This window comes from Hyphomonas sp. ske169 (genome assembly GCF_056850855.1).
The window spans coordinates 755,980-781,328 of sequence record NZ_CP096146.1; the positions used below are offsets into that span (position 1 = coordinate 755,980).

37 protein-coding genes are annotated in these 25,349 nt (G+C 55.6%); 6 read left to right on the plus strand and 31 right to left on the minus strand.

What is annotated here, in order from left to right; all coding sequences use genetic code 11:
• Nucleotides 1-3: 3 nt before the first annotated feature.
• Nucleotides 4-771 carry a competence/damage-inducible protein A gene (locus MY069_RS03585; protein WP_482795707.1) on the minus strand — a complete coding sequence of 256 codons (768 nt, stop codon included), beginning with the start codon at nt 769-771 and terminating at the stop codon, nt 4-6.
• Between the two features lie 109 nt (nt 772-880).
• On the opposite strand from MY069_RS03585, the gene rnhA reads away from it, so the two are divergent.
• From rnhA to MY069_RS03605, 4 genes are all read left to right on the plus strand, one after another.
• The gene (gene rnhA, locus MY069_RS03590) at nt 881-1,327 is read left to right on the plus strand and encodes a ribonuclease HI (RefSeq protein WP_482795708.1); all 447 of its coding nucleotides are present in this window, start codon (nt 881-883) and stop codon (nt 1,325-1,327) included.
• A gap of 85 nt (nt 1,328-1,412) precedes the next feature.
• Nucleotides 1,413-1,850 carry a thioredoxin family protein gene (locus MY069_RS03595; RefSeq protein ID WP_482795709.1) on the plus strand — a complete coding sequence of 146 codons (438 nt, stop codon included), beginning with the start codon at nt 1,413-1,415 and terminating at the stop codon, nt 1,848-1,850.
• Nucleotides 1,851-1,959: 109 nt separating this feature from the next.
• Nucleotides 1,960-2,316: a YciI family protein gene (locus MY069_RS03600; RefSeq protein WP_482795710.1), complete on the plus strand. Its 357-nt coding sequence runs from the start codon at nt 1,960-1,962 to the stop codon at nt 2,314-2,316.
• On the plus strand, nt 2,316-3,560 hold the full coding sequence (locus tag MY069_RS03605) for an RNA polymerase sigma factor (protein WP_482795711.1): 1,245 nt from the start codon (nt 2,316-2,318) through the stop codon (nt 3,558-3,560). The genes MY069_RS03600 and MY069_RS03605 overlap by 1 nt, the downstream gene beginning before the upstream one ends.
• Nucleotides 3,561-3,998: 438 nt before the next feature.
• On the opposite strand, the gene MY069_RS03610 is transcribed toward MY069_RS03605, so the two are convergent.
• The 3 genes from MY069_RS03610 to MY069_RS03620 all read right to left on the minus strand — a co-directional run bounded on the left by MY069_RS03610 (nt 3,999) and on the right by MY069_RS03620 (nt 7,195).
• Complete coding sequence (locus MY069_RS03610; RefSeq protein ID WP_482795712.1) at nt 3,999-4,877, minus strand: fatty acid desaturase family protein; 879 nt, start codon at nt 4,875-4,877, stop codon at nt 3,999-4,001.
• 410 nt (nt 4,878-5,287) lie between these two features.
• A complete protein-coding gene (locus MY069_RS03615; RefSeq protein WP_482795713.1) occupies nt 5,288-6,130 on the minus strand; it encodes an SDR family NAD(P)-dependent oxidoreductase in 843 nt (280 codons plus the stop codon).
• Nucleotides 6,131-6,205: 75 nt separating this feature from the next.
• On the minus strand, nt 6,206-7,195 hold the full coding sequence (locus MY069_RS03620; RefSeq protein WP_482795714.1) for an NAD(P)H-dependent flavin oxidoreductase: 990 nt from the start codon (nt 7,193-7,195) through the stop codon (nt 6,206-6,208).
• 75 nt (nt 7,196-7,270) lie between these two features.
• Between MY069_RS03620 and MY069_RS03625 the strand changes: the two genes are divergently transcribed.
• On the plus strand, nt 7,271-8,005 hold the full coding sequence (locus tag MY069_RS03625; protein ID WP_482795715.1) for an alpha/beta fold hydrolase: 735 nt from the start codon (nt 7,271-7,273) through the stop codon (nt 8,003-8,005).
• A gap of 139 nt (nt 8,006-8,144) precedes the next feature.
• On the opposite strand, the gene MY069_RS03630 is transcribed toward MY069_RS03625, so the two are convergent.
• Both MY069_RS03630 and MY069_RS03635 read right to left on the minus strand, forming a co-directional pair.
• Nucleotides 8,145-9,155, minus strand: a complete 1,011-nt coding sequence (locus MY069_RS03630) for a histone deacetylase family protein (protein ID WP_482795716.1) — start codon at nt 9,153-9,155, stop codon at nt 8,145-8,147.
• A gap of 47 nt (nt 9,156-9,202) precedes the next feature.
• Nucleotides 9,203-10,117, minus strand: coding sequence for an SDR family NAD(P)-dependent oxidoreductase (locus MY069_RS03635; RefSeq protein WP_482795717.1), 915 nt, complete (start codon nt 10,115-10,117; stop codon nt 9,203-9,205).
• Nucleotides 10,118-10,324: 207 nt separating this feature from the next.
• Between MY069_RS03635 and MY069_RS03640 the strand changes: the two genes are divergently transcribed.
• The gene (locus tag MY069_RS03640) at nt 10,325-12,268 is read left to right on the plus strand and encodes a putative bifunctional diguanylate cyclase/phosphodiesterase (protein WP_482795718.1); all 1,944 of its coding nucleotides are present in this window, start codon (nt 10,325-10,327) and stop codon (nt 12,266-12,268) included.
• A gap of 96 nt (nt 12,269-12,364) precedes the next feature.
• Here MY069_RS03640 and rplQ read toward each other — a convergent pair whose 3' ends face one another.
• The 25 genes from rplQ to rplD all read right to left on the minus strand — a co-directional run bounded on the left by rplQ (nt 12,365) and on the right by rplD (nt 25,181).
• Entirely contained in the window at nt 12,365-12,787 is a 423-nt protein-coding gene (gene rplQ, locus MY069_RS03645; RefSeq protein WP_482795719.1) for a 50S ribosomal protein L17, read from the minus strand.
• A 36-nt stretch (nt 12,788-12,823) separates the two neighbouring features.
• Nucleotides 12,824-13,867 (minus strand): DNA-directed RNA polymerase subunit alpha, encoded by a 1,044-nt coding sequence (locus MY069_RS03650; protein WP_482795720.1) that lies wholly within the window; start codon nt 13,865-13,867, stop codon nt 12,824-12,826.
• Nucleotides 13,868-13,902: 35 nt separating this feature from the next.
• Nucleotides 13,903-14,292, minus strand: coding sequence for a 30S ribosomal protein S11 (gene rpsK, locus MY069_RS03655; protein WP_482795721.1), 390 nt, complete (start codon nt 14,290-14,292; stop codon nt 13,903-13,905).
• Nucleotides 14,293-14,304: 12 nt separating this feature from the next.
• The gene (gene rpsM / locus MY069_RS03660) at nt 14,305-14,673 is read right to left on the minus strand and encodes a 30S ribosomal protein S13 (protein ID WP_482795722.1); all 369 of its coding nucleotides are present in this window, start codon (nt 14,671-14,673) and stop codon (nt 14,305-14,307) included.
• A gap of 149 nt (nt 14,674-14,822) precedes the next feature.
• Nucleotides 14,823-15,392 carry an adenylate kinase gene (locus tag MY069_RS03665; protein ID WP_482795723.1) on the minus strand — a complete coding sequence of 190 codons (570 nt, stop codon included), beginning with the start codon at nt 15,390-15,392 and terminating at the stop codon, nt 14,823-14,825.
• Complete coding sequence (gene secY / locus MY069_RS03670) at nt 15,389-16,753, minus strand: preprotein translocase subunit SecY (RefSeq protein ID WP_482795724.1); 1,365 nt, start codon at nt 16,751-16,753, stop codon at nt 15,389-15,391. Before secY ends, MY069_RS03665 begins: the two co-directional genes overlap by 4 nt.
• 90 nt (nt 16,754-16,843) lie before the next feature.
• Nucleotides 16,844-17,326, minus strand: coding sequence for a 50S ribosomal protein L15 (gene rplO, locus MY069_RS03675; protein ID WP_482795725.1), 483 nt, complete (start codon nt 17,324-17,326; stop codon nt 16,844-16,846).
• Between the two features lie 3 nt (nt 17,327-17,329).
• A complete protein-coding gene (rpmD, locus tag MY069_RS03680; protein WP_070958875.1) occupies nt 17,330-17,521 on the minus strand; it encodes a 50S ribosomal protein L30 in 192 nt (63 codons plus the stop codon).
• 18 nt (nt 17,522-17,539) lie between these two features.
• Nucleotides 17,540-18,127 (minus strand): 30S ribosomal protein S5, encoded by a 588-nt coding sequence (gene rpsE / locus MY069_RS03685; RefSeq protein WP_482795726.1) that lies wholly within the window; start codon nt 18,125-18,127, stop codon nt 17,540-17,542.
• A gap of 10 nt (nt 18,128-18,137) precedes the next feature.
• The gene (gene rplR, locus MY069_RS03690) at nt 18,138-18,500 is read right to left on the minus strand and encodes a 50S ribosomal protein L18 (protein WP_482795727.1); all 363 of its coding nucleotides are present in this window, start codon (nt 18,498-18,500) and stop codon (nt 18,138-18,140) included.
• Between the two features lie 2 nt (nt 18,501-18,502).
• On the minus strand, nt 18,503-19,114 hold the full coding sequence (rplF, locus tag MY069_RS03695) for a 50S ribosomal protein L6 (RefSeq protein WP_482795728.1): 612 nt from the start codon (nt 19,112-19,114) through the stop codon (nt 18,503-18,505).
• Between the two features lie 17 nt (nt 19,115-19,131).
• Nucleotides 19,132-19,527, minus strand: a complete 396-nt coding sequence (gene rpsH / locus MY069_RS03700) for a 30S ribosomal protein S8 (protein WP_482795729.1) — start codon at nt 19,525-19,527, stop codon at nt 19,132-19,134.
• Between the two features lie 11 nt (nt 19,528-19,538).
• Nucleotides 19,539-19,844 (minus strand): 30S ribosomal protein S14, encoded by a 306-nt coding sequence (gene rpsN, locus MY069_RS03705; protein ID WP_482795730.1) that lies wholly within the window; start codon nt 19,842-19,844, stop codon nt 19,539-19,541.
• Between the two features lie 18 nt (nt 19,845-19,862).
• Nucleotides 19,863-20,417 carry a 50S ribosomal protein L5 gene (rplE, locus tag MY069_RS03710; protein WP_482795731.1) on the minus strand — a complete coding sequence of 185 codons (555 nt, stop codon included), beginning with the start codon at nt 20,415-20,417 and terminating at the stop codon, nt 19,863-19,865.
• A complete protein-coding gene (rplX, locus tag MY069_RS03715) occupies nt 20,410-20,730 on the minus strand; it encodes a 50S ribosomal protein L24 (protein ID WP_482795732.1) in 321 nt (106 codons plus the stop codon). The genes rplE and rplX overlap by 8 nt, the downstream gene beginning before the upstream one ends.
• Nucleotides 20,731-20,732: 2 nt before the next feature.
• Nucleotides 20,733-21,101: a 50S ribosomal protein L14 gene (gene rplN / locus MY069_RS03720; protein ID WP_482795733.1), complete on the minus strand. Its 369-nt coding sequence runs from the start codon at nt 21,099-21,101 to the stop codon at nt 20,733-20,735.
• On the minus strand, nt 21,098-21,343 hold the full coding sequence (gene rpsQ / locus MY069_RS03725) for a 30S ribosomal protein S17 (RefSeq protein WP_482795734.1): 246 nt from the start codon (nt 21,341-21,343) through the stop codon (nt 21,098-21,100). Before rpsQ ends, rplN begins: the two co-directional genes overlap by 4 nt.
• Before the next feature lie 9 nt (nt 21,344-21,352).
• A complete protein-coding gene (rpmC, locus tag MY069_RS03730; RefSeq protein WP_482795735.1) occupies nt 21,353-21,559 on the minus strand; it encodes a 50S ribosomal protein L29 in 207 nt (68 codons plus the stop codon).
• A gap of 2 nt (nt 21,560-21,561) precedes the next feature.
• Nucleotides 21,562-21,978 (minus strand): 50S ribosomal protein L16, encoded by a 417-nt coding sequence (rplP, locus tag MY069_RS03735; RefSeq protein WP_482795736.1) that lies wholly within the window; start codon nt 21,976-21,978, stop codon nt 21,562-21,564.
• A gap of 3 nt (nt 21,979-21,981) precedes the next feature.
• The gene (gene rpsC / locus MY069_RS03740; protein ID WP_482795737.1) at nt 21,982-22,713 is read right to left on the minus strand and encodes a 30S ribosomal protein S3; all 732 of its coding nucleotides are present in this window, start codon (nt 22,711-22,713) and stop codon (nt 21,982-21,984) included.
• Entirely contained in the window at nt 22,713-23,102 is a 390-nt protein-coding gene (gene rplV / locus MY069_RS03745) for a 50S ribosomal protein L22 (protein WP_482795738.1), read from the minus strand. The genes rpsC and rplV overlap by 1 nt, the downstream gene beginning before the upstream one ends.
• 2 nt (nt 23,103-23,104) lie before the next feature.
• Nucleotides 23,105-23,383: a 30S ribosomal protein S19 gene (gene rpsS / locus MY069_RS03750; protein WP_482795739.1), complete on the minus strand. Its 279-nt coding sequence runs from the start codon at nt 23,381-23,383 to the stop codon at nt 23,105-23,107.
• Nucleotides 23,384-23,396: 13 nt separating this feature from the next.
• Nucleotides 23,397-24,227 (minus strand): 50S ribosomal protein L2, encoded by an 831-nt coding sequence (gene rplB, locus MY069_RS03755; RefSeq protein WP_482795740.1) that lies wholly within the window; start codon nt 24,225-24,227, stop codon nt 23,397-23,399.
• A 9-nt stretch (nt 24,228-24,236) separates the two neighbouring features.
• A complete protein-coding gene (locus MY069_RS03760; protein ID WP_482795741.1) occupies nt 24,237-24,536 on the minus strand; it encodes a 50S ribosomal protein L23 in 300 nt (99 codons plus the stop codon).
• Between the two features lie 3 nt (nt 24,537-24,539).
• Nucleotides 24,540-25,181 (minus strand): 50S ribosomal protein L4, encoded by a 642-nt coding sequence (gene rplD, locus MY069_RS03765; protein WP_482795742.1) that lies wholly within the window; start codon nt 25,179-25,181, stop codon nt 24,540-24,542.
• Nucleotides 25,182-25,349 lie beyond the last annotated feature (168 nt).

Below are 25,349 nucleotides of genomic sequence, written 5' to 3' on the forward strand. Positions count from 1 at the left end.
CTTCTATTGTTCCCCTGATAAGATTTCCGGCTCCACGCCTTGCGCCCGGACCAGATCTGCCAGCGCATTTTGAACCTCAACCAGGCTTGCTTCATCGGTGCCGCGCGCGATCAAAGCGACGCCATGATCTTTGACGGTTCTGAACCATGGATAAGACCCGATACTGATCCCGTCATACGCGTCCGAGAGCGCCTCAAGCGCCTCAGCCAGCTCGCCTTCCCGCAAATCGCTGCCGCGCACGGTCACACTTTTGACGACCGCGCCAGATTGCAAACGATGGCCGATATCGCCCAGCATGCCTTCGACAATTTTAGGTACACCGGCGAGCGTGAACACATTCCCGGTTTGAAAACCGGGCGCGCCAGAAACGGGGTTTTCGATCAAGCTCGCCCCATGCGGAATGCGCGCCATGCGCCGCCGCGCCGGGGTGAACTCGGTGTCCATTTCCGCGTAGCGCGCCGCTAGCATTTTCGCGACCTCAGGGTGCTCACCGATCTCGACTCCGAAGGCGGCCGCGATGGCGTCGGCGGTAATGTCATCATGCGTGGGGCCGATGCCGCCCGTGGTGAACACATATGTATACGTCGCCCGAAGCGCGTTTACGGCGCCGACAATCTGGTCTGTCTCATCAGAGACGATCCGTACCTCGCGCACTTGAATGCCATATGGCGCCAAGAACCGCGCGATGGTCTGTGTGTTGATATCTCGGGTCCGCCCCGAGAGGAGCTCGTCTCCAATCAGGCAAATCGCGGCAGTTATGGGAGCAGTCATGGGCTTTGCCTAAACTAAGCGCACCCCGAAATTCAACATAAATCGTACCGCTGCTTCCCACCGCAATGCTGGCTTGACGGTGTTTCAAAATCGACCCACCTGACCCTTTATGGCAAAACCTGACATACAGATTTGGACCGACGGCGCATGCAGCGGCAATCCCGGCCCCGGCGGCTGGGGCGCACTTCTGGTTGCCGGTAGTAAGCGCAAAGAGCTTTATGGCAGCGACCCAGATACAACCAATAATCGTATGGAATTGATGGCGGCAATCGAAGCGCTCAATGCGCTCAAAAAGCCGAGTGCCGTGACGCTGCATACAGACAGCACCTATGTCAAAGATGGTCTGACCAAGTGGATCCATGGCTGGAAACGCAATGGCTGGAAAACGGCTGCGAAAAAGCCCGTGAAGAACAAAGATCTCTGGCAAGCGCTCGAAGCGGCTTGCGACCGCCACGAGATCAAATGGGTCTGGGTCAAAGGGCATGCCGGGGACGAAGGCAATGAGAAAGCCGACGAACTTGCGCGCCTCGGCGCTGAAGAAGCCCGCGATTCATAACCCACCCTCATTTCATAACGTGATTGTGAGCCCCGAATGTCGGGCCGCGTGATAGACCATGCTCTCTAATTGAGAGGAACTCCCCATGAGACTATTTCTTGCGGCGACCGCCGCGGTTGCAATGGCTGCCTGTGGCCAAGCCGATGTCCCTGCCTCAGAACGCGCCGCTGTGACAAGCCCTGCCGAAGACACAAAAATTCTGGCGGTGATGAGCTATGCTGATTGGTGCGGCAGCTGCAAAGCGCTCGACCCGAAAGTCAAAGCGGTCCAAGCGGCCAACACATTTGACGCCGTCGAGTTCGCAACCATCGATTATACCAGCCGAGATATGGATGCCTTCTTTGCCGACGCTGAAACGCTTGGGGTCACAGCCGCGATGCGGGCAACCTTCCCAGACAAAGTCAAAACCGGACGCCTTTATCTTGTAAACATGGATAGCGGCGAAGTGGTTGGCACCGTCGATAAATCAATGGATGAAGCAGCAATTGCTGCCGCCATCAGTGAGGCTGCGAACCAGGCTTAAATATTTTTTCTGGCTCTCTGTCAGGAAATCCTCTCTTCAATCGTCTTGTTGACAGATCCGGCACCAACGCAGGATCTTAAACGCAAGACCTCTGGAGGGAGGATTTTTTATGGCTAAATTTGTTTTGATGCTGCCCCACGCACCTGACCGCTACACCAATTTGGGTGAAGCCGATTTTATGGATCTAATGAAAGACTATATAGGCTGGGTCGAAGAGTTGAGCGCCAAAGGCATTTATGCGAGCGGCGAGAAGCTGATGGATGAAGGCGGCAAAATCGTCACCAACACATCAGGCTCGATTGAAGTCCATGACGGCCCATTCGCCGAAGCAGCTGAAATCCTTGGCGGCTATATGGTGATCAATGCCGATGATTATGATCAGGCCGTCGAGATTGCCCGTTCGCACCCACATATGAAGCACAATGAGACGATCATCATTCGTCAGACGGATGCCTCTGCAGACTAATGTCGGCACCCGATTACATTCACCAATTACTCGACGAAACCGTCCGGCGGGAGCGAGGCTGGTTGATCTCCAGCCTCGTCTCCAAATTCGGACCTGCGAAAGTCGATCTGGCTGAAGACGTCGCTCAAGACGCCATCGTCAAAGCGCTCGCAACCTGGCCGTATAAAGGTATTCCCGACAATCCGCGGGCGTGGCTCCGCCGGGTTGCTGGTAATGCCGCGATTGACCGAATTCGCCGCTCGTCCCGCGAGTTTGGCGTCGATGATGATTGGGATTTTGCGACCTCAGAAGAAGATGTGATCACGCCGTCTCTAAGCGACCCAGAGCTCGACCTAATGGTGCTTTGTTGCGACCCAGCGCTTGAACCAAAGGATCAGCTTTTCCTCGCGCTGAAAACCGTTTGCGGCTTCACGGCGGCCGAAACCGCCGCCCTCTTCTTCATGAAAGAAGACGCGCTGTCGCAACGCCTTGCCCGCGCCAAACGCAAACTGAAAAGCCAATCCGGAGAGCTCGCCCGCTTCCCGACCCGGTTCGCGCTAAAGGCTCGCCTGCCGCAACTCCTAAAGACCATCTATTTGATGTTCGCTTGGGGATATTTGCCCCGGCGCGGCGAGGATCTGTTCCGCGAAGATATTTGCCGCGAAGCCCTGCGGCTCTCGGACGGGCTATTCGCCGCGACGGACGGCGAGGCGGCTGGCCACCATGCTCTGCACGCGCTGCTGCTATTTCAAATGGCGCGCCTGCCCGCGCGGATGTCGGCCGACCGTCAACTCATCACCCTCGAGCACCAAGATCGCACGCTGTGGGACCGGTCGATGATCTTTGACGGCTTCCAGCAGCTTGAAGCGGCAAAATCGAGCGCCGCACTGACCCGCTATCATTTCGAAGCCGGGATTGCGTCGCTGCACGCCGAAGCCGCCGATTGGAACGAAACCAAATGGCCGGCAATGTCTCGGTTTTACGACCTGCTCTATGCACAAGCACCCTCGCCCGCCGTGCTGATCAATTGGGCGGTGAGTTTGATGCTCTCGGGGGAAAGCGACGCAGCTGAGTGCCGATTGCAAGAAGCCGCCGCCCTGCCCGGCGCAGATCAACTCCCAGCTTTTCACCTGGCGTGGGCCAAGCTCGCAGAGCTGAAGGGGGATCTAGCCACCGCTCAATCCGCGCGCGAGACGGCGAAGTCCTCCCAGGTTTCGACCCCGGTTTCCGATCATATCGACCGTGAGCTCAGCCTCTCGCAATAGACCCACAAGTTTCACCGGGTATCAGAACGCGGTATACCCACTTCGGCAATGCGGACATTCGAAACTTTGCGTCATCCTCGACCGCCTCGCGGTCTGAGGATCCACCTCCCGAACTTACAGCACTCGAACAGGTCCCGAGATGGACCCTCAGACAGCCTGCGGCTGTCGAGGGGACGCGTATCAGGGGAATGCTCCAAGACGCCTCATCCTGAGCGAAGGCCTGCCCTGGCGTAGGCCCAGGGTCGAAGGACGAGGCGGGCTATGGGGAAGCCCGGCCCTTTATTCTTCGACTTCGCTCAGGATGAGGGCCTAAGACTGGCGTGTCCGCGCCTGACTCAGAGCAGAAATTTCGATTGACCATCTTAAGGCCTATTGCGTCATTGGCTTAGAGACCGTTGGAGGGGGGACGAGTTTAGGAGCCTCCCTCAGCCCTATCCTCTAGACCTGTTTTGACCCCGCGGGGAGCAATGACATCGGAAGACCGGGACCGCGAAAATTAGCGGCGGGAATTTTGTCTGCGATGCGCGCGTGAAAGTCAGGCAGCTTTGACCAATGCAGACCCGGTCTTAAATGGTGCGCCGTATGATAGCCTAAATTGCCGGTGAGAATATTGTACCAGCGATGTGTGATATTGTTCGAGGCAGCATATTCATCCTCCTCTGAGCACCCAGCATGGTGGTCATAAGTGTGCCGACACGTCATCACAAAGCTGATCACCATCGGGACAATAAAGATGGCCACCGCATTAAACGCGTTGATCCAGACCAGAGCGACTAAGAGGGCAATATGCAGCGCGCTCATAGATAGAAACGTCCGTTGGATGTCGGGATGGTCGGCGCTTTTACGAAATGCGCAGACATAACCGGTGGTAGCCAGCCGCCACGTATATTCATGCACGGACATGATACGGCCATCCGGGGCACGCCAGGCCGAATCGTCTTTCGATTGATCCATGTAATGATCATGATGACCGAGATTATGATGCAAGACCCAGACATTTGACACCGCTCCGGTCTGTAGTCCGAAGACGATTTCGATCAGTCGATTGCCCACCGCCGAGCGAAAAAACGGTACGTGCTGATGGTGATGGTTCCAAGCCGCGATACAAACTTTTGCGGGGACCGAAAGCACCGCCCAGGTGAGCACGAGCGGCCAGCTCGAGACCATCGCAAAAACGATCAGGTCAATCGCCAAAAGCGCGATGAAAATGGCGACAGGCAACCGATCTTCGGCAAACCGAAACAGGGTCGCGCGAGACGCCGGCTTGATCGCAGGGCTTTGAGCCGCTCGAGTGTTTTCTGAATCAAACGGCGGCAAAACCGGTCTCGCTCGGGCAGCTCGAAGTTCGTCCCATACACGTGGATCCTTGAGGAAACTGATCTAGAAGTAAGATCTACCTCCCGTAGAACGATTTGCCTAAGCGCATCAATGCAAATGAAGAAACAATGTTTGCAAAGAATTGGTCGGCGTCTGTTTTAGAGCGCTTAAGGCCTCTCATCCTGCGTCTACCCCGTCTGGGCAGTCCATCACCTGAGCCAACGGCGAAGATCGGACGGGATCGTATCTCTCTCGGTTCCGAGGCGTGGGGTTGTGTTGGCGCCCAAAATCTATCCGGCGATACCTGCGCAGGCAGGTATCCATGGATCTAATCGACCTGCGGTCTTGAAAGCAAACATCCGCCCCTGGACCCCAGCCTACGCTGGGGTCTGCGGGTCTAAGCAAGACCTCTACGCCTCGCCAAACCGCCCATCCTCGATGATCGCCTCATAGTCAGCCTGGATCTGGGCATATTTCATATCAATGCCGATTTTCATCGTTTTGTGCGTGAAGATATACAGCCGATCCGCTTCCACACATTCGGCCACCCAATCGGCAACTTTGTTCGGATCGAGCCCGCCGCGGATCACCTCATTCATCATCTGGAACTGCGGATCATCTTTCGCGTCATCGGCAGTGATTTCGCTTGAAGGTGCGCCGAACCCCGTCGTGTGGATGTTCGTGTTCACCCAACCCGGGCAAAGAACGCTGACGCCAATCTTATGCGGCATCAATTCAGCTTTCAGGCCCTCGGAATAACCGACCACGGCATATTTGGTGGCATTGTAAGGCCCCATGCCGCCCGGAGCGACATGGCCCGCCATGGAGGCTGTATTGATAAAATGGCCACCCGCACCGTGCGATTGGATCAGCGGGGTGAACACTTCCACGCCATAGACGACGCCGAGCAAATTGATGTCGACAATCCACTTCCAATCCTCGATCGGGATCTCACCCGGCTGGCCGCCTTTGCCGACGCCCGCATTATTGGCGACGATATGGACTTTGCCAAAATGATCGATGGTCGCTTGCGCCGCGGCTTTGACTTGTTCGACATCGGCAACGTCGCAAACCACCGAAGCGATTTCATTGCTGTCTTTCGAGAGCTCCGCCACCGCGCGGTTAAGGCCTTCTTCGTCTCGGTCGGCCAGCATCACGCGCGCGCCGCGCTTCAAGAAAGATCGCGCCATGGCGAGCCCGAGCCCGCTCGCGCCGCCGGTGACAAAGGCCACGCGGCCTTGGATATCGCTCATATTGGGTCTCCTATATAAAACGGCCTGCGAGGGATCGCCCAGCAGGCCGCTTCATCTATTCTATTCAAACACCTATTAGGCGCTGACTTTGCCTTTTACAAAGCCCGCCAGGCGTTCATTGATGATTTGGTCTGCTTCGGTCATGATCCGGTCGATCAGCTCTTTACAGGTCGGAATATCGTAGATGAGCCCAGCGACCATGCCGCACGACCACGCGCCCGCATCCATGTCACCTTCCATCATGATCCGCGGATAAACCCCGGCCACTTCATCGATAATATCTTCGAACTTGATCTTATCACCGAGCGCTTTCTCTTTCTCGATCAAACGCTCAACCGCATCATTGGTCAGCACGCGCTCGGTGTTGCGCAGCGAGCGCATGACCAGCCGCGTGTCGAGCTCTGAGGCCGCGACGATGGCTTGTTTCACATTCTCATGCACGGGCGCTTCTTTGGTCGCGATGAAACGCGTGCCCATATTCATACCCTGCGCGCCCATCGCCAGCGAAGCGACGAGAGATCGGCCATCTGCCTGACCACCTGACGAGACGAAGGGAATGTCGAGCTCATCCGCGGCCCGCGGCAGCAGGATCATGTTCGGAATGTCGTCTTCACCCGGGTGACCGCCGCACTCAAAACCATCAACAGAGACCGCATCACAACCAATGTCCTGAGCTTTCAAAGAGTGGCGCACAGACGTGCATTTGTGGATCACTTTGATGCCCGCATCCTTCAAATACGGCAGCACCTCAGACGGATTACGACCCGCGGTTTCAACCACTTTCACACCGCCGTCGATCACAGCTTTGACGATCGCCGGATAATCTGGCGGGTTGAGCGTCGGAAGGAAGGTGATGTTCACGCCGAAGGGCTTGTCCGTCATGTCCCGGCATTTGGCGATTTCATTGGCGAGATCTTCGGGCGTCTTTTGCGTCAGACCCGTAATAATGCCGAGCCCACCTGCATTCGAAACAGCCGCCGCCATTTCTGCAAAACCCACATAGTGCATGCCACCCTGAATAATCGGGTGCTCAATACCAAACATTTCCGTAATGGCGGTTTTCATGCGCATATCCTCCTTGTTCCCGCGCACAATGTCTTTCAAACTGCGCTGAAACAAGTCTGACTTAGGGGAAGCGAGATGCCAATGAAGCTGTTTCTGCACGGGGTTCCCGACACGCCGAGCATGTGGGATCCGCTCCTGTCTGAATTGGGGCTTGCGACAAGCGACTATCGCGCGCCGGCGCTGCCGGGCTTTGTTGAGCCTACCCCGCGCGATTTCGGCTCGACAAAAGAAGACTATGTCGAATGGTACATCGCCGAGATTGAAAAGGCGCACGCTCAATCCGGTCCTGTTGATTTGGTCGGGCATGATTGGGGCGCGATCATTACGATCCGCGTCGCCAGCCTGAGGCCAGACCTGGTCCGAACTTGGTGCGTCGCCAATGCGTTACCGCACCCCGACTATAAATGGCACTCCATGGCGCGGATGTGGCAGACGCCAATCCTTGGCGAGCTCATCACCGCGATCACGCGCAAAGAACAGCTTTGCAAAGCGCTGCATGCGCAAGGCATCCCGGCAGATCTCGCCTCGAAAGAAGCGAGCCATTGGTCCCCGCAGATGAAGAAAGCGATCTTGCGCCTCTATCGATCTGCGAAGACGGTCGGCACGGACTGGTGGCCTGAGACAAAGAACTTGCCGGACCGCGGCCTGGTCTTCTGGGGCGTCGATGACCCTTATGTCCCGGTGGAGATTGCTGACAAGTTCTGCGCCGCGACCGGTGCAAAACTGCTCAAGCAGGAAAAGACTGGGCATTGGTCAATCATTGAGCGGGCGGATGTATTGGCGGCGGCATTGAAGGCGCATTGGGGTTAACATCGAATTGCAAAGAGGGCGGCATGCGCACCGCCGATACCTGCGAAGGCAGGTATCCATGGAAAAATTCCACCAACGGTCTTGCTGGCAAACACTCGTCCCTGGACCCCAGCCTGCGCTGGCGTCGGCGGAAATAGGATCACCCCTCAAACCCCGACAGAAACGCCGCAACATTCGCGCCGAGCGCGTCGACCGCATAGCCACCTTCCATACAAATCAACGTCGGGAGATCGAGTGCCGCGATCATTACGGCCATCTCCGTATACTCGGCCGTCTCAATCCCGAAAAAACTGATCGGGTCACCGGCAAACGTATCGGCGCCATAAGGCACAATCAGCAAATCCGGGGCGAAAGCCTGAACGCGTTCGATCGCTTGGCTCAGCATGACCTGATAGTCCGCCCATTGCGACCCGCGCGGCATTGGGAGGTTGAGGTTAAACCCTGCGCCAGCCCCCTCGCCCGCCTCGTCGGCATGCCCCCAATAGAAAGGGTAATCGGTCTTCGGATCAGCATGCAGAGAGATGGTCAGCACATCATTGCGGGCATAGAAAATACCCTGCGTGCCATTGCCGTGATGATAGTCGACATCCAGCACCGCGACCTTGCTTGCGCCTTTGGCGAGCGCGCACTCTGCGCAAATCGCAGCATGGTTCAAATAGGAATAGCCGCCCATATAGTCCGCGCCCGCATGATGCCCGGGTGGACGGCAAAACGCGAAAGCGGATCGCGCTCCGCTCATCACGTGATCAAGTGCAGAGAGCCCGCTTTGAGCGCTCCAATAGACGGTCTCCCACGTCCCCGCGGCCACGGGCGTTCCGCAATCATAGGCATACTGCCCAAGCTCGGCATCAATCCGCGTGAGATTTAACGGGCGCCGGCCGGTCACCGGAAACACATAAGGAAAAGCATCGCCAGGACGTCCCGCGGCCACCCAATCACCATGCGCGCGCTGCAGGAAACCAACATAGCTTTGCGTGTGCACCGCGAGGATGGGCTCAAGCCCATGATCGGTTGGCGCCGCAATATCCGTGAGCGCGCTCAGGATCGCATCAACTCGCGCCGCACTCTCGGCATGCGGGACAAGCTCACCATTCTGAAGCTCAACCGCGGGCGCGTGTTTAAACTGATGCTCGGAAAAGAAGGCTTTCATAGAGGGAGCCCTAACATAGCGCGCCGGAAACTCTAACGAAGATTGCCTTACTCTTCAGACGCCACCAATTGCGGTAAGATCGGCGCGACGCGCGATTCCATGAAGGACTGCTCGTACGCTTCTTCAGGTGCATCACGGACGGCTTGATCGAGCGCTTCGGCATCTGGGCCAACCAGGATCCGCCAGCGTTCATCGCGGACGCCTTGCAAGATGATACCCGCCGCCTGGGCCGGATCCATGCCATTGTCTCGAAACGCTTCGCCGATGGCTTGCGCATCAGCGGTGTCGTCATCGCCGGTGTTTGGAATGTCATCCTCAGCCAGATCACCAAACTCCCGCATCGTATTCAGCGCGATATTGGTTCCGATATGGCCTGGCATGACCACGCTAGCTTTCAGATGCGGGGCATTGTTTCGAAAATCATTGACCAAGGCTTCCGTGAAGCCTTTGACTGCGAACTTGGCCGCCGAATAGGCGGTGTGCGAGGTTTCAGGCCCGAGGCTCGCCCAGAAACCGTTGACCGAGCTGACATTGATCATATGCCCTTCATCAGCCCGTTTCAGCGCCGGCAGGAAGGCGCGCGCCGAATAGTAGACTCCATTCCAGCAAACCCCAAAGGTCCGCTCCCAAGTATCGCGCGGCGTGTCGACAAAGCTGCCGCCACCGCCAATCCCAGCATTGTTGAATAGAAGGTGGATATGGTCGGTATCATGTTGTTCTAGCGTATCATCGCGAAAGGCATTGAGTTGAGCCTCGATTGCGACATCAGCTAGAAAGCCCGTCACCCGCACCCCTTGCGGCGCACCATCCATGGCATGCGCGATACTCTCATCCATATCAGCTTGAGAGATGTCGCACATCGCTACGCTGCACCCTTCAGAGGCGAGCTGTTTGGCAAGCGCACGCCCCATCCCGGTGCCGCCGCCGGTGATCACCGCCAATTTGCCACTAAAGTCTTTCATGCTTTCCCTCCCAATCATCGTGTTGCTTCAGATCAGCGTAGGATCGGCGCGCCAACTTGCCAATGCAGACGCCGGGGCAACTCGAAGACAAAGGCTTTGATGCGAAGTGTAAACACTTGGCTTTCGACGTTGGCGAAACTTCAACCATCTCCGTTTACTTTATTTTCTACCTTAAGTGGTATGGCTTGAGTCGTATCGGAGTGTGTTTTGTTTAAGTTGCATCTCGACAAAGACCCAGGTCAACTTTGGAAGCGCTATAGTATAGCGCTCGTGATCGTCCTTGCGTTCCTGTCAGCCAGCCACTTCATTGAAGTGCAAGCGATCGCCAAAGCCAAGCAAGATGCCGCGGTAATTAATCTTAGCGCGACGCAACGCGTGCTGTCTCAAAGGATCGTTCTCTACGCCGAAGACTACGCGCTTGGTGGCAACCAAGACGCAGTCGAAGCGCTTACAAATACGGTCAATGAGTTTGAGACCACGCATATCAGCTTGATGGACGACGCCGCCAAGGAAGCCAGCCTAGGCTCGTTGTACCTGTCGCGCACGCCGTCTACCGACGAGGTTGTTCGAAACTTCATTTCAATTGCCCGGGCCATCCCTGACAGTGCGTATCCTCGCGCCCTGCTCGATGAGTTGAAGACCAAAGGTTCGGGAGAGGTTTTGGAACGCCTGGACGAGGCGGTGATTGCCTTTGAAACACGCGTACAAAGCCAGGCGCAATGGGCACAACAGCTTCAACAGATTACGCTTTTCCTCGCCGTAGTCGTCGTCCTCTTAGAGGCCTTGTTTATCTTCCTGCCAGCGCATCGCTTGGTCCAAAAGACTTTGGTTGAACTCCGCGCTAATGCCGAGACGGATGCGCTCACCCGTTTGCGCAACCGCGCCGGGTTTGATCGCGATATTGAAACCGCAATGTCCGACCGCCCTCAAAAGGATAGTGCGCTGACCCTCATCCTTTTCGATCTCGACGACTTTAAAGGCATCAATGATCGGCATGGGCACATGACCGGGGATGCCGTGCTGAAACGGATCGGTCACCGGGTTTCGCATCTTCGAAATATTCTCTCAGCAGGACGCGTTGGCGGTGATGAGTTCGCAATCTTGGTTGATTCCGCTCAATGGAATGCGGACGCGAAACTCGCTGACATCGCAGCCGACATTACCGAGGCGCGGGACATGATTTACCGCCCGATCAATTATCAAGGCCGGGTCATCCACGTCTCCGGCTCGGTTGGGGTCTCGCGCTATCCGGTCGACGCGGGTTCGCTTGCCGACCTTCGCCGCAATGCATCTGCGTCATTGCGTGACGCCAAGAATTCAGGTCGCGGCAGTCTATCGGTTTATAATAAGCGGATCGATGAAGCTGTCCTGCGTCGGCGTACCATTCAGTCTGCCCTACTCTCACGCGAATATCAGGCCGGTTTGTCGGTGCACTTCCAACCCATCGTTGAAACTGAAACGCTCAATATCAAATCGGTGGAAGCGCTTGCGCGCTGGCATCATGAGACTTTGGGGTGGGTCAATCCGATGGAATTCCTGACGATTGCGCGTGAATGCGGCCTCGGCCAAGAAATCGAAACGGCGTTGCGTTCAATAGCCTTGCATGAAATGGGGCCAGCGCTTCGCCAAGGCTGGATCGAAAGTATCTCTTTGAACGTTTCCCCGGTCGAGCTCGGCGCCGATGAGTTCGCCGAAAATCTGCTCAAGCAAATCGCCGAATATAATATCCCCTTCCACCAGATCTGGGTCGAGATCACCGAGTCCGAACGGATGAGCAGCATGGCGATGGCACACAAGAATTTGCAAACGCTGTGTCTCGCAGGGGTCCGGATCGCGCTGGATGATTATGGCATTGGATATTCAAACATCCACCGCCTCGCCAAACTGCCGATCCACCGGGTCAAAGTCGATAAATCTATCATCGCCCACGTTGGGGACGATAAGAAATATGCTGGTGTGTTCAGCTCCAGCGTCCAGCTCGCACGCGCCTTAGGAGCTGAAGTCGTGGCCGAAGGCGTGGAAACCCAAGACCAACTCGCCGAAGTCGAGCGCTATGGCTGTAAATACGTCCAGGGCTATTACCATTATAAGCCGATGCCGGCTGAGACCTGTTTGGAAATCCTCAGCGCCCGAGATGCCTCTGTCGCTTAGACCAGAATGTGGCAACATCGCCATAAGAAAAAACCCGCACCATTCGGCGCGGGTTTTCTGTATCTTATTTGCCTGACCTGAGCCTGGCTGAGGAGACTAGTCCTCCATCGCCTCGAGCTCAGCTTCGTGGCGAGCCCGGTCCGCGGCGCCACGAGCATCTTCGTCGCGATCAACCAGTTCAATGACGGCGCGTGGCGCGTTGTCACCGTGGCGGAAGCCCGCTTTGAGGACGCGCGTATAACCGCCTGAACGGTCTTTATAGCGCTCACCGAAAACGTCGAAGAGTTTGCGAACGGCAGCTTCGTCACGAACCTTTGAGATCGCTTGACGACGAGCGTGCAGATCGCCGCGCTTCGCAAGTGTGATCAGCTTGTCCATGAACGGCTTCATCTCTTTCGCTTTGGGCAGAGTCGTGACGATCTGCTCATGCTCGATCAGAGAGGCTGCCATATTGGCAAACATCGCCTTCCGGTGAGAGGCTGTGCGGTTCAGCTTACGATGTGCGATGCCGTGGCGCATTTTAGTCTCCTTGCGTACCCTCTCGGGCAGACATTCCTATAAGTGGTCGTCGTATTTCTTGGCGAGCGCCTCGATGTCTTCTGGCGGCCAATCAGGCACATCCATACCGAGGTGTAGGCCCATTCCGGCCAAGACTTCTTTGATTTCGTTCAGCGACTTGCGCCCGAAGTTCGGCGTGCGGAGCATTTCCGCTTCGGACTTCTGGATCAGGTCACCAATGTAAACGATATTGTCGTTCTTCAAGCAGTTTGCAGAACGGACAGAAAGCTCAAGCTCGTCAACTTTCTTGAGCAGAACTGGGTTGAACCCAAGATCGCTTTCTTCGGTCTGGCTGGAGCTTTCAGATTCTGGCTCATCAAAGGTGATGAAGAGCTGAAGCTGATCCTGCATGATACGCGCCGCATAAGCGACCGCATCTTCTGGTGAGATCGAGCCATCTGTCTCAACTGTCAGGGTCAATTTGTCATAGTCGAGGACTGTTCCCTCACGGGTGTCTTCAACTTGATAGCCAACGCGGCGAACAGGTGAATAAATCGCATCAACCGGGATGAAGCCAATCGGCGCATCTTCCGGGCGGTTATCGGTAGCAGGCACATAGCCTTTACCGGTCGCGACGGTGAATTCCATGTGCAGGTTTGCACCATCATCGAGCGTACAAATCACGTGATCAGGATTGAGGATCTTCACGTCACCTGGCGTTTCGATTTGGCCAGCTTTGACCTCACCCTTGCCAGATGCTTTGAGGATCATGCGCTTTGGCGCATCAGAAACCATGTCCACGGCGACTTGCTTCAAGTTCAAGATGATCGTGGTGACATCTTCACGCACGCCTTGGATTGAAGAGAACTCGTGAACAACGCCGTCAATTTGAACGCCAGTGATCGCAGCGCCTTGCAGTGAGGACAGCAAGATGCGGCGCAGCGCGTTGCCCAAAGTCGTGCCGAAACCGCGCTCAAGCGGCTCAACAACAAGCTTTGCAACGCGGGTCGCATCACGGCCACCCTCAATAACTGGACGATTAGGGCGGATCAGCGCCTTCCAGTTACGGTCATTTACGATCATGTCTTCGGCTTCGGTCATGCTCAGCCTTTCTGCAAATTCAGATTAATAACGGACTATACGCGGCGACGCTTAGGTGGGCGGCAGCCATTGTGCGGGATCGGTGTAGTGTCACGGATCGCGGTGACAGTCAGACCTGCGGCCTGAAGCGCACGCAGCGCGCTCTCACGACCAGATCCTGGTCCGCGAACATTGACCTCAACTGTTTGAAGGCCGTGCTCCATCGCTTTCTTCGCTGCGTCTTCGGCGGCAACCTGAGCCGCATAAGGCGTAGACTTACGAGATCCTTTAAAGCCCATCGCGCCAGCAGAAGACCAAGAAATGGCATTCCCTTGCGCGTCTGAGATGGTGATCATCGTATTGTTGAAGCTTGAATTTACATGCACGACGCCGGAAGTGATATTCTTGCGAGCGCGGCGTGCAACGCGGGTTGTCTGACGGGCCATCTATCGAAGATCCTATTTCTTCTTGCCGGCAATCGGCTTGGCTGGGCCCTTACGGGTCCGAGCATTGGTGTGCGTGCGCTGGCCGCGAACCGGCAGGCGCTTACGATGACGAAGACCGCGATAGCAACCAAGGTCCATAAGACGTTTGATATTCATCGACACTTCACGGCGAAGGTCACCTTCTACCATATAGTCGCTATCAATCGTTTCACGGATTTTGATGACTTCTGCATCAGACAGATCTGCCACTCGGCGCTCTGGTGTGATGCCAATCTTCTCACAAATTTCGTCGGCTTTGGCTGCGCCAATGCCATGAATGTAACGCAGCGCGATTGGAACGCGCTTATTCGTCGGTATATTGACGCCTGCAATACGGGCCAAAGCCAGTCTCCTAATAGTTCAAAAAGAAAGTCGCAGTTCGCACAGCAAAAACACCGCTGCACGCTTGCAGACTCATCCTCTTAACGAAGTGCGTCGTTATAGACGCAACAATTACCACGTCAACCACTGAATCAGCGGTTCACGCAGCTTCAAACAGCCTCTTTCAAGGCCGCGTCGATTCCACCACTAACTTCATCGATTGACGCCATGCCGTCAACCTCACGCAGGATCCCGCGCTCAGCATAAATCGGCACCAAAGGCGCTGTGTCAGCATTGTACTTTTCAAGCCGAACCGAGAAGGTTTCAGGATTATCATCCTTGCGGCCCTGCTCTTCAAATCGCTTCGTGACCCGCGCCAGAAGCGCGGCCTCATCGACGACCAGCCGAATAACGCTATCGACTTTTTCGCCGCGGCTTTCGAGCAGATTGTCCAAGGCTTCTGCCTGGCCAACGGTTCGCGGGAATCCATCATAGATAAATCCAGCTGCACCTTTGTTCTGATCAAGCTGATCATCGATCAAAGCAATCACTATCTCGTCTGAAACGAGCGCGCCTGATTCGAGGATCGACTTCACTTTGTTTCCGAGCTCAGATCCGGACGCGACGGCGGCGCGAAGCATGTCCCCGGTTGAGAGCTGAATATAGCCGCGTTCTGCGACAAGTTTCTTGGCCTGCGTGCCTTTACCGGCCGCGGGCGGTCCAAACAGGATCAGATTCATTTTTTACGCTTGCCTCCCAACCGCGATTTCTTGATCAGACCCTCATATTGGTGGGCAATCAAGTGTGATTGTATCTGGGTCACCGTATCCATCGTGACCGAAACCACGATCAGCAGGCTGGTTCCGCCGATATAGAACGGAATGCCCGGCACATAGCGGCGCAGAATTTCCGGCATCAAACAGACGAAGACCAAGTAAATCGCACCAATCGTGGTGAGCCGTGTCAGCACATAATCGAAATAGGCAGCGGTGTTTTTACCAGGACGGATGCCGGGAACGAACCCGCCATATTTTCGCAAATTGTCGGCTGTCTCTTCCGGATTGAACATGATTGAGGTGTAGAAGAACGTAAAGAACGCCACGAGCACACCATAGGTGATGATATAGGTCCAGCTGCCTGGCGAGAAGGCTGTCGCCATCCAAGCCACGAACCCGCCATCTGCCGTCGCATCAGCGGCCACCGCAGTGTTTCCGCCGAGAATACCGACCGCGGTCAAAGGCAGCATTAGAATCGCAATCGCGAAGATTGGCGGGATAACGCCAGATGTGTTCAGCTTCAGCGGCATGAATGAGCTTTGGCCTTGAGCCGCTTGGTTGGCCGCTTGCTGGCGTTTCGGATACTGGATCAGAACCCGGCGCTGCGAACGCTCGATGAACACGATGAATACGGTCAGAGCGATAACTAGCGCCGCAACACCGACCACAAAGACGACATTGATCCCCTGCTCTCGCGAACCGCTAAACAGATTGAAGATCGCGCGCGGCATCTCCGCAATAATGCCGGCAAAGATGATCAGCGAGATGCCGTTACCGACGCCGCGAGCGGTAATCTGCTCACCCATCCACATCAGGAACATGGTGCCGCCCGTGAACGTGGTCACCGCGGTCAGCACGAAGAACCATTGAGGCATGCTGTCATAAGCCGCGCCTGACAGGCCCATCGAGATCCCGAAGCTCTGCACCACCGCGAAGGCGAGTGTCAGATAACGGGTATATTGGTTGATTTGTTTCCGGCCAGACTCGCCTTCTTTCTTCAGCTTCTCAAGCGAAGGCACTGAAGACGTCATCATTTGAATGATGATCGAGGCGGTGATGTAAGGCATCACGTTGAGCGCGAAGATACTCATCCGCTCAATCGCGCCGCCGGCAAACATATTCATATTGCCGAGCATGCCGCCTTCTTGGCTGGCAAACAGAGTCGCAAACTGATCCGGGTCAATCCCTGGCAGCGGGATATAGGTCCCGAGCCGGTACAAGAACAGCACAAACAAAGTGAACAGAATGCGGCTTTGCAGATCCTTCGCCTTCGCAAAGGTCCCGAAATTCATATTCCGCGCGAGTTGTTCAGCAGCAGTGGCCAAGGGGGACTCCTTCTCCCGGAAACGCGTTCGCCGCCAAGATTGGCGGCGAAAGCTGATTTGTGAAGACGTTTAGTGGAAAAAGCTAGTAAATTATTCTGCTTTTTCTGTCGGGACAGGTCCGGTCAAAGTGACCTTTCCGCCCGCCTTCTCGATCGCTTCGACCGCTGCTTTAGAGGCGCCAGTGACAGTGATTTTCACCTTTTTAGGCGCATCACCTTTGGCCAGCAGACGAACACCATCTTTCAACCGGCGAATAACGCCCGTTGCGACCAGGTCTTCTTCCGTGATCTCTTTTTTGACGTCCAGCTTCCCAGCTTCGATCGCCTTAGACAGAAGGCCAAGGTTCAGCCAAGCATGGTTTTTCGAGTTGCGGGCTGTGAAGCCGCGCTTTGGCAGACGCATATAGATCGGCATCTGGCCGCCCTCGAAGCCATTAATGGCTACACCTGAGCGAGACTTTTGACCTTTGACACCACGGCCACCGGTCTTGCCTTTGCCCGACCCAACGCCGCGACCAACACGGTGCCGCTTTTTGGTTGAGCCTTCTGCAGGAGAGAGTTCGTTGAGTTTCATTGTCTATCCCTCGACGACTTCAACAAGGTGAGACACCTTATTGATCATGCCGCGAACGGCAGGTGTATCTTCCAGCGTCCGGGTGCGGCCGATCTTATTCAGACCAAGGCCGACCAGTGTTTGACGCTGATCTGGCGCGCGACGGATCGGGCTACCGGTCTGGCGCACTGTGACGGTGGCTTTTGCTTTTGCCATTGGTCAGATCCTCTTTGCTTACGCGTCAGCCGCTTCGGCCATGCCAGCTTCAGACGCGCCATCGGTCCGACGACCGACAATGTCTTGAACTTTCAGGCCGCGCTTCGACGCAACAGAACGTGGGCTCGCCTGATTGACGAGGGCGTTAAAAGTCGCGCGAACCATGTTGTACGGGTTAGACGAGCCGATTGACTTGCCAACCACGTCCTGGATGCCGAGCACTTCCATAACCGCACGCATCGGACCACCGGCGATCACGCCAGTCCCGGGAGGCGCTGCGCGGAGGACGACTTTACCAGCGCCCCAACGGCCACGGCCATCATGGTGCAATGTGCGACCTTCACGAAGCGGCACGCGAACCATGTTGCGCTTTGCTTCTTCAGTGGCTTTGCGGATCGCTTCAGGCACTTCGCGGGCTTTACCCTTACCGAAGCCTGCGCGGCCCTTTTGATCGCCAACAACGACAAGCGCTGCGAAACCAAAATTCTTACCACCTTTAACGGTTTTGGCGACACGGTTGATACCGACGAGTTTGTCGACGAATTCGCTTTGCTCTTCGTCGCGATCTCTGCGGCGTCCGCGGCCTCGACCTCTTTCTTCAGCCATGGTGACTCTCCTAGAACTTCAGACCGCCCTCACGGGCGGCGTCTGCCAGGGCTTTCACCCGGCCATGGAACACATAACCACCGCGATCGAAGACAACATCTTCAATCCCGGCTTTCTTCGCGCGCTCAGCAACCACTTTGCCGACCTTTTCGGCCGCTTCCATGGTGCTGGTCGATTTCAGACCTTTGCGAACATCAGCTTCCAAAGTGGAGGCAGATGCCAAGGTCACACCCTGCTCATCATCAATGATTTGAGCAGAAATGTTTTTGCCAGACCGTGCCACGGACAAACGGGCTTTGCCTTCCGCAGTTTTGCGGAGCTTGGCACGGGAGCGTTGCTGGCGACGAAGGAATTTTTCGCGTGAGGACAACATGACTATTTCTTCTTGCCTTCCTTACGGCGGACGTATTCGCCCTGATAACGAACACCCTTGCCTTTATACGGCTCTGGGCGGCGGTAATTACGGATCTCAGCAGCGACCTGACCAACGACCTGTTTGTTCGGCCCAGAGATTTCGATCTCTGTTGGCTTCGCACATTTGATCTCGATGCCGTCTGGCGCCGTGTAGATCACGTCGTGGCTGAAGCCGAGGGCCAGCTTCAGGTCTTTGCCTTGCATTTGCGCACGATAACCAACGCCGACAAGTTCAAGCGTTTTCGTGAAGCCTTCAGCTGCGCCTTGAACCAAGTTTGCAGCGTTCGAGCGGGAAGTGCCCCACAACGTCCGTGCAGATGGATCAAGTGCTTGAGCAAAAGTCATCTTCTTGCGGCCTTTCTCGTCATTGAGGCGAATTTTTTCATTCGCCGCACTGACCAGATCGTCGCGCGGATTGATGCGCAATTCTGCACCTTCAAGCTCAGCCGAGATCACTTCAGGAAGCTCAAGCGAGAGCTCACCTTTCGGGCCTTTGGCTTTCACCAGCTGACCTTCGATCGTGACCGTCGTGCCTGACGGGACAGAAATCGGAAGTTTGCCAATACGAGACATATTAGTTCACCCTTCCCCTAGAATACGCGGCACAGAATCTCGCCGCCGACATTCTCGTTACGCGCAGTGTTGTCAGACATCACGCCTTTCGAGGTCGACAGGATCGAAATCCCAAGCCCATTACGAACCAGTGGAATGTCACTCTTAGAAGAGTAGACGCGCCGGCCTGGCTTCGAGACGCGACGGATCTCAGAGATCACCGGCGTGCCATCGAAATATTTAAGTTCAATCTCGAGATGCTTGTGACCGTCTTTTTCGATCTCAGCATACCCACGAATGTAACCCTCGCCTTGCAACACTTCGAGCACACGTGCCCGGAGCTTAGAGGCCGGTGTTACGACTTTATCCATCCCGCGCATTTGCGCGTTCCGAATGCGTGTCAGCATATCACCGAGGGGATCAGAAAACGACATTATATCCCTCCTTACCAGCTAGACTTGACGAGACCTGGGATCTTCCCGAGTGAGCCAAGCTCACGAAGGGCAATCCGAGACATCTTTAATTTGCGGTAGTAACCGCGCGGACGACCAGAGACTTCGCAACGATTACGCACCCGGTTCGGGGCGGAGTTGCGAGGAAGCTCAGCCAGTTTCAGACGCGCTTTAAAACGCTCTTCCAAAGGCAGATCTTCATTCAACGCGATCGCTTTAAGCTCTTCACGTTTGGCGGCATAACGCTCGACCAGACGCTTACGCTTATCGTTCCGCTCAACAGCACTCTTTTTAGCCATTACAGTCTTCCTCTAGTGCTAGTTTCTGAACGGGAAGCCGCACTGCGCGAGCAGGCTCTTGGCTTCTTCGTTCGAGTTGGCGGTGGTACAAACAATAATGTCCATACCGCGAATATCGTCGACATCGTCATAGTTGATCTCTGGGAACACGAGTTGTTCCTTGAGGCCCATGGCGAAATTGCCGCGTCCGTCAAAGCTCTTGCCGTTCAGACCGCGGAAGTCTTTCACGCGTGGCAGAGCAATATTGGTCAGACGGTCGAGGAATTCGAACATCTGATCACGACGCAGCGTGACTTTACAGCCGATCAGCATGTCTTCGCGAAGCTTAAAGCCGGCAATCGACTTACGCGCTTTGGTCGCGACAGGCTTCTGGCCTGCAATCTTTTCCATCTCAGCCAGCGCCGTCTTGATCTTCTTAGAGTCAGCAACAGCTTCGCCGACACCCATATTGATCACGACTTTGTCGAGCTTCGGAATTTGCATATCATTCGTGTAGCCGAACTCTTCTTTGAGCTTGGCACGAATTTGCTCATTATACTTCTTCTTGAGGCGAGGAGTGTAGTCTTTAGACATCTAGAGCCTCTCCTGAACGTTTGGCAAAGCGCGTCTTGCGGCCATGCTCATCAGTTTTAAACCCAACCCGTGTCGGCTTGCCGTCCCGTGGATCAAGCATCGCAACATTTGAAACGTGAATTGGCGCTTCAAATGAGTTGATACCGCCCTGAGGATTGGCCTGGCTTGGCTTCACGTGACGCTTCACAACGTTCACGCCGCGCACAACCACACGGTTCTCAGCTGGAATGACTTTCAACACTTCGCCCTCTGCGCCTTTATTACGGCCAGTGAGAACGATCACGCGGTCACCCTTTTTCACCTTCGCAGCCATAGCTACAGCACCTCCGGCGCCAGTGAGACGATCTTCATGTGGTTCTTGGCGCGCAGTTCGCGAGGAACAGGTCCAAAGATCCGTGTGCCGATCGGCTCATTGTTATTGTTGATCAGGACAGCCGCATTGGTGTCGAACCGGATGGTTGACCCGTCTGGGCGGTTAATGTCCTTAGCGACACGAACGACGACGGCACGACGCACGTCACCCTTCTTTACGCGGCCGGTCGGAATCGCTTCCTTGATCGAGACCACGATAACATCACCTACAGACGCGTAACGACGTCCGGCACCGCCCAGCACTTTAATGCACTGAACACGGCGGGCGCCAGAATTGTCCGCGACCCGTAGGTTGGACTGCATCTGAATCATGCGTCGCCTCCATCAGAGGAAATGACTTCCCAACGCTTCAGCTTCGAACGCGGCGGACACTCACGAATGGTGATTGTCTGACCTTCGACGGCAGCATTGTCTTCGTCATGTGCGTGGTAGCGCTTAGAGCGACGCACGGTTTTCTTTAGAAGCGGGTGGAGGAAACGACGCTCCACGCGCACGATCGCGGTCTTGTCCTGCTTGGTCGAGACCACTACGCCTTCCATAACACGTCTAGGCATATCTTACTCCTACGCCTCAGCGTCCGCGCGGGCCTGCTCGCGAAGCAGGGTCTGGACGCGAGCGATATCGCGACGGACGACCTTGATGCGGGCGGTCTTTTCCAACTGGCCAGTGGCCTGTTGAAAGCGGAGGTTGAACTGTTCCTTCTTCAGTTGCAGGAGGTCTTCCTTCAACTGATCCGGGCTCTTCGAACGGAAATCAGCAGCTTTAGCCATGCTTAAATTCCTTCAATCCGTCGGACGATTTTCGTGCGGATTGGCAGCTTAGCTGCGCCGAGGCGGAGCGCTTCCAGCGCAACCTCATCCGGAACACCGTCGATTTCAAACAAGATGCGACCAGGCTGAACCCGAGCGACCCAACGGTCGACAGAGCCTTTACCTTTACCCATCCGAACTTCGATTGGCTTGGCTGTGACCGGCGTATCTGGGAAGACACGGATCCAAACCTTACCTTGACGCTTCATCTCACGGGTAACGGCCCGACGAGTTGCTTCGATTTGGCGTGCGGTGACGCGCTCAGGCTCAAGAGCTTTGAGACCAAACGAGCCAAAAGCGATCGAATAGCCACCTTTTGCGGTGCCTTTGATCCGGCCTTTGAACGCCTTACGGTATTTTGTACGTTTCGGCTGACGCATCTCTTATGCTCCTGCCTGTGGGCCCGAAGCCGGACCACGCTGGTTGCCAGAGCGCGCACGTGACTCACCAGAAGTCTCTGCACGGCGATCACGAGCCATTGGATCATGCTCCATGATCTCGCCCTTATAGATCCAGATCTTGATGCCGATGATGCCGTAGGTGGTCAGCGCTTCGGCTGTGCCATAATCGATATCAGCGCGCAGCGTGTGCAGCGGCACAGATCCTTCAGAATACTGCTCAGTCCGAGCGATCTCAGCACCGCCAAGACGGCCAGAAACCATGATCTTCACACCTTCAGCGCCGAGACGCATGGTGTTTTGGATCGAACGCTTCATCGCCCGACGGAAAGATCCGCGACGTTCAAGCTGGCGAGCAATGTCTTCAGCAACCAAAGTTGCATCAAGCTCAGGCTTACGAATTTCAACCAGGTTCACACGAACCTCATCGTCGGTCATGTTTGACAGCTGACGACGCAGGCTTTCAATGTCTGCACCTTTCTTACCGATGACCAGACCTGGACGTGCGGTGTGAATGGTGACGAGGCATTTCTTGTGCGGACGCTCGATGATGATCCGAGAGATACCGGCCTGACCGAGACGCTTTTTGATATGCTTCTGGATCGCGAGGTCTTCGTGAAGAAGACGCCCGAAATCCGCGCTATCGGCATACCAGCGGCTGTCAGAGGTCCGGTTAATCCCGAGACGTAGACCGATTGGATTTACTTTCTGACCCATTATGCGGCCTCCGCTTCTTGCGACGTGTCACGCAGGACAACTGTCAGCTGCGAGAATGGCTTCATGACCCGAGCGGCACGACCACGGGCACGCGCGCGAATACGCTTCATGACCAGGTTTTTGCCGACATGGGCTTCGGCCACGACCAGGCTATCAATGTCCAGGTCGTGATTGTTTTCAGCATTAGCGACCGCGCTCTTCAAAAGCTTGCGAACGTCTGCTGCAGCGCGCTTACGAGAGAATTGCATCTCGTCGATCGCTTTTTGCACAGGCAAACCGCGGATCTGCTGCGCCAGCAGGTTCAGCTTTTGCGGGCTAGAACGATACATGCGCAGAACCGCGCGCGCTTCGTTTGAGGCCTGCTTTGGAGGATTCTTGGCTTGACCCATGACTATCTCCGCTTCGCTTTCTTATCCGCGCCGTGACCGTAATAGGTCCGGGTTGGAGCAAACTCACCAAGCTTGTGTCCGACCATTTCCTCATTGATGAGGACAGGGACAAACTTGTTGCCATTGTGAACCTGAAAATTCAGACCAACGAATTGCGGCAGGATGGTCGAACGACGTGACCAGGTCTTGATGACCTCACGACGTTCAGACGCTTGCGCCTTTTCGGCCTTCTTCAGGAGGTAGCCGTCGACAAACGGGCCTTTCCAGACGGAACGTGACATTCTCTACGTCTCCCTAGCGTTTCGCGTTACGGCGACGGATGATCAAACGATCCGAAGCCTGTTTCCGGCGGGTTTTTGGCCCGCGTGTTTTCTTACCCCAAGGCGTCACTGGGTGACGTCCACCGGAGGACTTACCTTCACCACCACCGTGCGGGTGATCGACCGGGTTCATAACCACGCCGCGAACGTGCGGACGCTTGCCTTTGTGGCGGTTACGGCCGGCTTTACCCATGACTTGGTTCATATTGTCTGGGTTAGACACGGCGCCGATTGTGGCGATGCACTGATCTGGAACCATGCGCAGCTCACCAGAGGTCAGCTTGATCTGTGCGTAACCAGAGTCGCGACCAACCAGCTGAGCGTAGCAGCCTGCAGAACGCACCATTTGCGCGCCTTTGAGAGGCTTCATCTCAATATTGTGGATGATCGTACCAACTGGGATATTCTTCAGAGGAAGAACGTTCCCTGGCTTAATGTCAGCGGTCTTAGAAGAGATCACCGTGTCGCCAACTGCGAGACGCTGCGGTGCAAGAATGTAAGACAGCTCGCCATCTTCATACTTGATCAGCGCGATAAACGCAGTGCGGTTCGGATCATATTCAAGACGCTCAACCGTTGCCGGCACGTCCCACTTGTTCCGCTTGAAATCGATTTTACGATAAAGACGCTTTGCAGCCCCGCCTTTGTGGCGCGCTGTCATGCGACCCTTATTGTTACGACCACCGGTCTTGGTCAGACCTTCGGTGAGCATTTTCACCGGACGGCCTTTGTGCAGCTCAGAGCGGTCAACGAGGACCAGCTGGCGACGACCGGGTGAAGTAGGTTTGTATGTCTTTAAAGCCATCTAAATCTCCTACAGGCCCGTCGTGATGTCGACAGACTGGCCGTCTTTCAGAGTCACGATCGCCTTTTTGAAATCAGACCGACGGCCGAGCGTTCCGCGGAAGCGCTTGGTCTTACCCTTCACCAGGATCGTGTTGACCTTAGTGACATCGACTTTGAACAGGTTCTCAACCGCTTCTTTGATGTCTGGCTTGGTGGCAGTCAGCGGAACACGAAAGATGATCTTGTTCTCTTCAGCAACCAGCGTCGACTTCTCCGTAATGATCGGAGACAGAAGCGTGTCATAATTGTGAGGCTTGATATCAGCCATGGATTAAGCCTCCGCTTTTGCGCCATTGAAGCGCGCATCGATGCTTTCCAACGCATCTTTGGTCAGGACCAAAGTCTTGCGGCGAAGCACATCATAAACATTGAGACCAGCAGCTGGCAGAACGTCCACATTTGGAATGTTCTGAGCGGCCTTGGCGAAATTCGCGTCGAGCTCAGCACCGCCAATGATCAGCGCATTCGACAGACCAAGCTTGGTGAGCTTTGCAGACAGATCTTTGGTTTTCGCTTCTTTCAGCTCTGCTTTGTCGAGCACCAGGACGGCATCAGCCTTGACCTTAGACGACAGGGCGTGAGCGAGGGCCATTTTGCGGACCTTTTTTGGCAGCGCGTGCGCGTGGCTACGAACGCGCGGGCCGTGCGCAACCGCACCACCAACAAAGATGTTCGCATTCTTAGAGCCGTGACGTGCGCCACCTGAGCCCTTTTGGCGAATATATTTCTTGGTTGTGACAGAAACGTCGGCGCGCTCCTGGGTCTTGTGAGTCCCAGCTTGGCGCTTGGCGAGCTGATAGCGAACCATACGCTGAATGACGTCGCCGCGGATCTCTTCGATCCCGAACACCGCATCATCAACAGTCGCTTTTCCAGCCGCTTTGCCTTCAAGAGTTTTGACGGAGAGTTCCATTATTCAGCACCCTCTTTCAGAAGTTTCTTCAGCAGGTCTTGGTCGACTTTCGCGCGCGGCTGACCGCCTGCGAGAATGTCTTTAGCCTGACCGACCCAATCTTCGTTGGCCGCATCTTCTGCGACACCAAGCTCTTCGAGAAGCGCAGCACGCTCATCATCAGCCATT